The organism is Streptomyces sp. NPDC057271 (assembly GCF_042668715.1).
Classification (GTDB): Bacteria; Actinomycetota; Actinomycetes; order Streptomycetales; family Streptomycetaceae; genus Streptomyces.
On record NZ_JBHUYJ010000125.1, the window covers coordinates 14529 to 21491 of the forward strand.

Genomic DNA, 6963 nt, shown 5'->3' on the forward strand with positions numbered 1-6963 from the left:
CTGTTTGCCGCCTCCCATTGCGCGGACTGGGCAGCGGGTGCCCCCCTTCGGGTGCTCCCCGCATCCGCAGGATCACTTTCCGTCCGGACGCAAGGCAGGAAATGCGCGAAAATCAAGTACTAGAGCTCCCAGCCGACATGATCGTGACTCTGTGTCGGCAACTGGCCGAGCAGGGATGGAGCTCATCCCAACAGGCCCTCGAAGGCCTTAAGCACGCTGACCTGCGCAGCGCGAAGGCGTATAGGATCAAATCGGCAAGCGTAGCCGGAATCTACGAACTGCGTCGAGATGCGCTGGCCGCCACCCCCGAAAGAACGACGGACCTAGACCGATTCGCGACAGAAGCGAGGGAGCAAGGAGTCGAATTTGTGCGCCTTTTCCGGCTCCATCTCGCAACCTCTCTGTTTCTGTGCATGATTACCGAGGATGCCACTCGGGCCATTGCCTCTACAAGCGTCACGGGGATCGAGGCAGATCCCACATCTCAGGCTGTCGGCGCAGTAGGAGAGATCGAAACCAGCGATGCACTTGAGCTCTGCCATACCCTCGCCAGAAACGGATGGCGCTCAGCGGAGATCATTTTCCAAGCCCTCGCGGAAACCGACTCACTATCCATCCCGGTCTGGATGGCGAGCTCAGGAGCACTGGCTCACGAATTCCGTGAGCGAGCGAAAGAAACGCGCCCTCACCTTCGCCCGGCAATCGATCTGGAACGCTTCTCGCAGGAAATGCGCCGAACCGCTGAGAGTCAGCCGATCAGGGTATTCCACGTCTTCGACGCGTATGGCTGGCATGGGATCTGTGCCTTGTCCGGAGATCAGAACCGTGCCATTGGTGCCGTCGCCATGAAGAGGTGACCAGAGCTGCCCGCGATCCGCAGGCACGGTGTTCCCCGGGCGGACAGGGATGACCTGTCCCCGGTCGGGGAAACGCCCAACCCGGCAGGAACGGCGACGCAGCCAAGACCCAGCCCGCCTGCGCCACCTCGATCGGTCCCCTGATCACGGGCACCGAAATCGGCCTCGCCACCGCCTGAGCCACTCCCACCCAGCGGATCCACCCAGGGTTCGTCCCGCGCCTGGACCCAGGGGTCCCTGGAAACAGGCTGCGGATCTACCAGCGAGAGCCCCGCACCTCTGTGCGGGGCTCTCGCTGTACCCGCTGCATGGCCGCCGCCACCCCGACCCAGACCGAAGGCCCTGAAGGCGCCGCGGGCTTACCGCAGCCGAAGCGGCAGAGCAGGATCGGTGACCCGACCCGTCGACCGGCACCCTGGCGATCTCGGTTTCCCGGGGACGGGACTCAAGGACGATCGCGCGGCTGCCGCGTTTCTGCATCGGTTCAGCCGCACCTCCGAAGCCGGATGGTCCTCGGTACACCTGTCGCGCTGGCCCGCCTGACGTACGGACGGCCGGCGCTCCTTGTCGTCCAGGGCGGGCCCGTTCGCCTCGAGGTACTGCTGCCATGGCGTGCAGACGATCCTGGTGAACGGACACCGCGTTGTCGGTGATGGCCAGGGCCGTACGGATGTGCATGGCCGAGCGCAGAGGGGGGTCGTCGCAGGGGCGACGGACCGCGAGGACTTCCAACACCTCGATGGGCTGACCCCAGGCCTTCTCGATCATGGAAGTGGCCTGGTCGAGCGCGGTGGTGTCGGGCATGAAGGAACTCCTGTCGTTCGGAGGGGCGGAGGGGACGTCCGGGAAGGCCCGGGCGGGGTCAGCGGCTGTGCCGGGGAGCCGACGAAGCGGCTGGCGGCCGGGCTGCGGCTGTGGGCGCGAGGGTGCTCGACCGCTTCTGCGCCGAGGACGTGGTGCGGCTCTGTGCCGCCATCACGCGGAGGTCGGCTGCTGTCCGCGGAGCGCGCGAGGCACGGCGTACGGCCTCGGTGACAGCGGTGCGGCGTACGTCGAGCGGAGTCGGAGAGCGAGGGCCCCGGGGATCGGCGGCCGGGCCGACCTGCGTCAGCGTGGCCAGCGGCTCCATCTCGCGGTGGATCATGTGTCGTTCACGGACCACCGGGGCCGGACTGGCCATGACGGCCGCCGTCGCGGCGATCAGATGGGACGGAGTGCGGGCCGTGAACACCGCCTCCGCCCGCGTACCCCAGCCCCGGGGACCGGCCCACAGCATGACGGTCTCGGCGTCCCGTCCGCCGCGAAGGGTGTCGATCTCGACACCTGCCAGTCCGTCGGGAGCGGTGATCTCGACGGTTCCGTACTTGGCTGCCTCTCGGCGCCAGCTGGCATCGAGCAGCGGCTGGACGGCATCAGCCCGGTACGACGACGGGTCCGCCAAGAAGCGTCCGTTGTTCTCGTACGGGTCGGATGCGGCGTAGTCCTGGGCCAGGGCGGTGGTGAGGCCGGCGACGATCTCGGCCGGGGTGACGTGGTTGAAGGTCGCCGTCCAGCGGGGCGCGGCGACGGCCTCCTCGGCAGCGGTGATCCTCCACAGCTCGGAGTCGTCGCCGAACCAGCCGATCCGGATCCGCTGGTCGGGAGAGGTGACGAGGAGCTGGCAGGGGCCGTCGTCGAGGTAGTGGTGAGGCCAGTGGGCCACGGGGGCGAAGCCGGCGTCTCCGGTCCCATTGGAGCCAGCGAGATACATGGGGCTGACCAGTACCTCTTTGTAGCGGGACGGGTCGGGGAGGGCGGGCATGGTCGAAGCTCCAGGCGCGTGTGGGAGGAGGGGAACGCGCCCGCGTGCGCAGCGCGGTGAGGGGCCGGAGCGCACGCGGACGCCGTTGCGATGGAGGGGTGCCTCTGGTTCTCGGCGCCATACGGATCACCTGCCCCGTCCCGGGGGCGACTGGGCGGCTACGGCCGTCGGCACCTGCGGTTGTGGCTGGGAGGAATGGCTGAACAGGGCGCTCGGTACGGCAGCGCTCCGGCGCAGGGCTGCTGCGGTCCGGGCGCCGTCCGACCCCAACGGGATACCGGAGTGGGTCCGCTGGGTCGTCGCGACGGGGACAGGGGGCGACGGGGTCCACCGGGTGGACAAGGGGGCGCTCCAGCGCTCGACGGTCGCGTAGACGGGGCCCAGCTCCTGGCCGGCATCGGTCAGCGTGTAGGGGGCGCCGTGTTGCGGTCCCGTGCGGGTGGCCAGGCCGTCGGCCTGGAGCCGGAGGAGGCGCTGCCGGGTGAAGGCGTCGGCCCGGCCGATGCCCTCGGCGATGTGGCCGAACCGCATCGGGCCGCCGTCGGCAAGGACTTGGATCAGGGCAGTGGAATGCCGTGGTCGTAGACGCCGTACAGCGTCCTCGACGCGTTCGGCTTCGGCCGTCGCGTCGGGCGCCAGGTAGATCCGGGACCAGTCGGCCAGCGTGCGGTGCACGTGCGTCAGGGACTCGCCGAGGGCACTGAGCCGGTATGGCGCTCCGTGGCGGGTGTCGGTTCGGGTGACCAGCCCGCCGGTTTGCATGGCGGCCAGCCGCAAGCCGAGCACCTGCTCGCTGACGAAGGGGAGCTTGGCGGCGATGTCCCGTATTCGCATGGGGCGGCCCTCCTGGGCCAAGGCCATCACGGACCAGGTGGTCCACTTCGGTCCCATCAGGGCGAACGCGTCCTCGATGCGCTGGGCGTCGAACGAGTTGATGGGGAAGACGGGCCGGGCGGGGACGTGGGGCTGGTTCATTCGGCCGCCTCCATCCGGGCGAGCAGTGAACGGACCAGAGTGGGCAGTCCTCCTGGTTCGCCGCCGGTCCAGATCTGGTCGGCCGCCTCGTCGAGGACGTACACGGCGTCTTCGATCAGGCCGCTGGAGATCTCCATGCAGGCGTCGGTGATCCGGGAGGCCGCGAGCAGCGACTGGGAGAGCACGTCGACGTAGTCGCCCGGCGGGAGCCCTGCGGCCTGGGCGGCGGTGCGGATCGCCGTCAGCTCCAGCGCGCTGAAGGCGAAGTCGAACCCGTCTTCCTCCTCGGCGTCCTCGGTCGCGGAGAAGTCCAGATTTCGAGGTTCCGTGGGGATGCCGACGCGTGTGCAGATCTGGTCGACGGCGGTGGTCAGCTCGGCGAGGGACTCGGTGAGCCAGCCCAGCGCGGAGGCGTAGGAGGCCAGGGTGAACAGACCCGCCGGCGTGGTGGGACGCCGCTCGGCGGCCATGAACTCTTCGAGCCGGTCGGTCAGTTCGCCCACCACGTGCGGGCCGGCGGACAGCGCGCCCAGTACGGGGTGCAGGTAGGAGCGGCTGGCGGCCGTCGGGTACTCGGCGGCGAGGATTCCGGAGACGCTCTGCGTGGCCCCGGTGAGGAGGCCGGCCAGGTCGGTACGGGACAGCGGGGCACGATCGGTGGTCATCGCTGGGGGACCTTTCGGGAAGTGGCGGCCGTGGAGTGAGCCGCTGGGGGAAGAGCTGCCGGGGCGGTCGTCGGGCGGCCGGCGGTGAGGGAGGAACGGGACCAGGCGGCCTGGACGCGGGCCTCGTCGGCGGAGGCCGTCTCGGTGATCTGTTGAGGAGCGATGCGTAGGTGGGCCGTGCGGTAGACCGCGTAGTCCTTCCGGCTTCCGGCAGCGACGAGATAGATCTCGCGCTTGTGGTTCGAGGTCGGTGGGGCCGGGCGGAACTGGATCACCAGCCGGTACGCGACCGAGGGGTCGACGTAGACCTTGTGGAAGCCTGCGAGGCGGCCCTTCAACGGCAGGCAGTCGTCACTTCCATGGACCAGGTTTTGCAGCTCCAGGAGAGCCAAATCGCGGATGCTGTCGGGAAGTTCCCGTAGGTCCGAGATGGCATCAGGGTGAGCGGCGAAGGCGAAGCGGGCGCGGCTCACAGCAGCCTCCTCTGTACCGGACGCTGGGCCGGTCCCGCCGGAGGCGTACGGGGGGCGTCCAGGCTGGCCTTCGGCGCCGCGAAGGCACCGGCCGAACGGGCGAGGGCGATGCGGGCCCGGACGACGGCACCGTTGTGATCGCTGTACTCCGGCGGTTCCGGCAGCGGGCCGTTGCGGTCGTCCAGCCAGGAGCGGGCGGTGCCGACGTCGGCGAAGGCGCCCTCGCGCATCGTGTACGTGCCGGCGTCGTGGTCCCAACTCTTCGTGGAAGACCCGAATTGGTGCCTCGTCGGCGCGGGAGTCGCGCGTCAGCGTCCACGTCTCGCACGGGTCGGAGTCCGAGGTGTGGTTGTCGAGGACCTCGTACCGGGTGCCCGATTCCCGGATCTGCCGTTCGACCTGGACCGTGAGGTCGTCGGCGGGCTTCACCAGGCCGTCGCGGACCTTGGCGATCTTCTCAGGCGGGCAGCCGCGCTCGACCAGCCACGCCTGGGCGAAGGGCACCGTGGCGTGGTGGCTCGTCTCCAGGGTGTACGTGAACCGGGTGAGATCCCGGGCGACGGCGATCGCCATCACCTGAGGAGCGCCGGGTATTCCCCACGTGGCCGACTGGTCGTGGGCGATGACGAAGCTGTGGGAGCCGTTGGGCGGGGTGTGGTGCTGGGACAACGCCGTCAGGTCACCGGACCAGAACCTCTCCACCGCCTCCTCGGACGCGGCATCAGCGGGGGCGAGTTCGTCGAGATCGAAATCGAAGGCGAAGTCGAAGCCGTCGTTCATGCCGCCACCCCCGGCTGCACAGGGGCGGGAGTGGTCAGCACCCGGTGGTTGGGACGGGTCGGGCTCGTTGTGCACGCGGCGAACGGACCGTCCGGGGCACGGAGGTGCACCAGGGCCTGGTCCAGGTGGTCGCGATGCCAGGTCGACGGACCGGCCAGGCCGGCCTCGGTGTCGGTGAGCTGCTGCCACGCGAGCCAGAGGGCGTGCAGCCGGGCGACGGCCTCCGGGTGCTCGTGCCACAGTGCGCACCACGGACGCGTCGTGCTGACTTCCCGGCCGTACACCGGCAGGAGGAGGTGGTTCACCCAGTTGCTGAGGGCGGCGAGTTCGACGGCGTACGCCTCGCCGCCCAGGGCGAGGATGAACACCGAGGTGGGGCCGTCGGCCTTCTCGGGGCCGGCCGCCCCGGCTTCCGCAGCGCCGTCCGTCTGCTGATCGGCAGGAGGTACGGGATCGGGCTCGGAGCCGAGGCGGTCGAGGATGACGCCTTGGCGCCTGACCTCCGCGATGGTCTTGGCGAGGGCGCTGGCGAGGTCGTCGAGGTTCTCGTCGGAGACCCGGAACGGCTCAGGGCCGGGGGCGGTCGGGCTGGTGTCGGACATGAGAGCGTGCTCCATCTGTGAGACGGCGACATGCCCGAGAGGATGCGGAGAATCCGCGGTTTGGCCCGGCCGGGAAAACCCGGTAGGGAGCCGCTACCCGGCCGCGCACCGCGGACAGCGCGGGAACGGCGATGCCAGCAACTGCAGAGCACGGGCGGCCTGTTGGGGAATGACGCCGTTGCCGAGCGCGGTGAGCTGCGCCGGGCGTCCGAGTCCCGGGGTGGCGGTGACCCAGCCGGCGTCGAGGCCCTGCATCCACTCGACGAAGTCGGCACGGAGCCGACCGGCTGCGTCCGTGGGCGCCGGCGCGGGGCGCGTGAGCGTCTCCCATCGGGTGATGGCGGCTGCGTACTGTCCCCATCGCCGCTCGACTCCTCGGCTTCCGGGGACGGCTCCGCCCACAGCGGCAGGACCACCGCCGACAGGGGAGGGCGCCACCCCTTGCCGGGGCGGCGGCCCGGGGTGCCCGTGTCGCTGGCCCGGGGTGTGGGCAACAGCGACGCCGCCGCACTGGGCAGGGTCATGTCCCCATTGCCGTGCCGCTGGTTGGGAGACCCCTTGATCCCGTCCGACGCCTTCGGGGTCGGCAGCAGGAGCCACTCGACCTCGTCGGCCAGGTTCGGGCCGTGGCCCCCGCTCTTCCTCTTGGCCGGGTGTTGGGAGCCGCCGTTCTTGCCGATGTTGCTGGTCGGCGTCTTGAGCAGGGTCTCCGGCGGGCCAGGCGACGGTGTTATCTGGACGGTTCCCTCTTCTCGGTGACTGTGCGTGTGGGTAGTTGGGCATATGGTTCCGGCCGTGCGTGTTGTGAAA

At 69.8% G+C, this 6963-nt stretch carries 6 protein-coding genes; 1 reads left to right on the top strand and 5 read right to left on the bottom strand.

All coding sequences use genetic code 11. From position 1 onward, the window contains the following. The first annotated feature begins 137 nt into the window (after positions 1 to 137). Positions 138 to 857, top strand: coding sequence for a hypothetical protein (locus ACFUJR_RS34705; protein WP_383451095.1), 720 nt, complete (start codon positions 138 to 140; stop codon positions 855 to 857). An 862-nt stretch (positions 858 to 1719) separates the two neighbouring features. On the opposite strand, the gene ACFUJR_RS34710 is transcribed toward ACFUJR_RS34705, so the two are convergent. The 5 genes from ACFUJR_RS34710 to ACFUJR_RS34730 all read right to left on the bottom strand — a co-directional run bounded on the left by ACFUJR_RS34710 (position 1720) and on the right by ACFUJR_RS34730 (position 6153). Then, on the bottom strand, positions 1720 to 2658 hold the full coding sequence (locus ACFUJR_RS34710) for a DUF317 domain-containing protein (protein WP_383180360.1): 939 nt from the start codon (positions 2656 to 2658) through the stop codon (positions 1720 to 1722). 126 nt (positions 2659 to 2784) lie between these two features. Then, entirely contained in the window at positions 2785 to 3633 is an 849-nt protein-coding gene (locus tag ACFUJR_RS34715) for a winged helix-turn-helix transcriptional regulator (protein ID WP_383180363.1), read from the bottom strand. Beyond that, positions 3630 to 4298: a hypothetical protein gene (locus ACFUJR_RS34720; RefSeq protein WP_383180366.1), complete on the bottom strand. Its 669-nt coding sequence runs from the start codon at positions 4296 to 4298 to the stop codon at positions 3630 to 3632. Before ACFUJR_RS34720 ends, ACFUJR_RS34715 begins: the two co-directional genes overlap by 4 nt. Continuing rightward, entirely contained in the window at positions 4295 to 4771 is a 477-nt protein-coding gene (locus tag ACFUJR_RS34725) for a hypothetical protein (RefSeq protein WP_383180372.1), read from the bottom strand. Before ACFUJR_RS34725 ends, ACFUJR_RS34720 begins: the two co-directional genes overlap by 4 nt. Before the next feature lie 776 nt (positions 4772 to 5547). Continuing rightward, positions 5548 to 6153 carry a DUF4913 domain-containing protein gene (locus tag ACFUJR_RS34730; protein ID WP_383180369.1) on the bottom strand — a complete coding sequence of 202 codons (606 nt, stop codon included), beginning with the start codon at positions 6151 to 6153 and terminating at the stop codon, positions 5548 to 5550. Positions 6154 to 6963 lie beyond the last annotated feature (810 nt).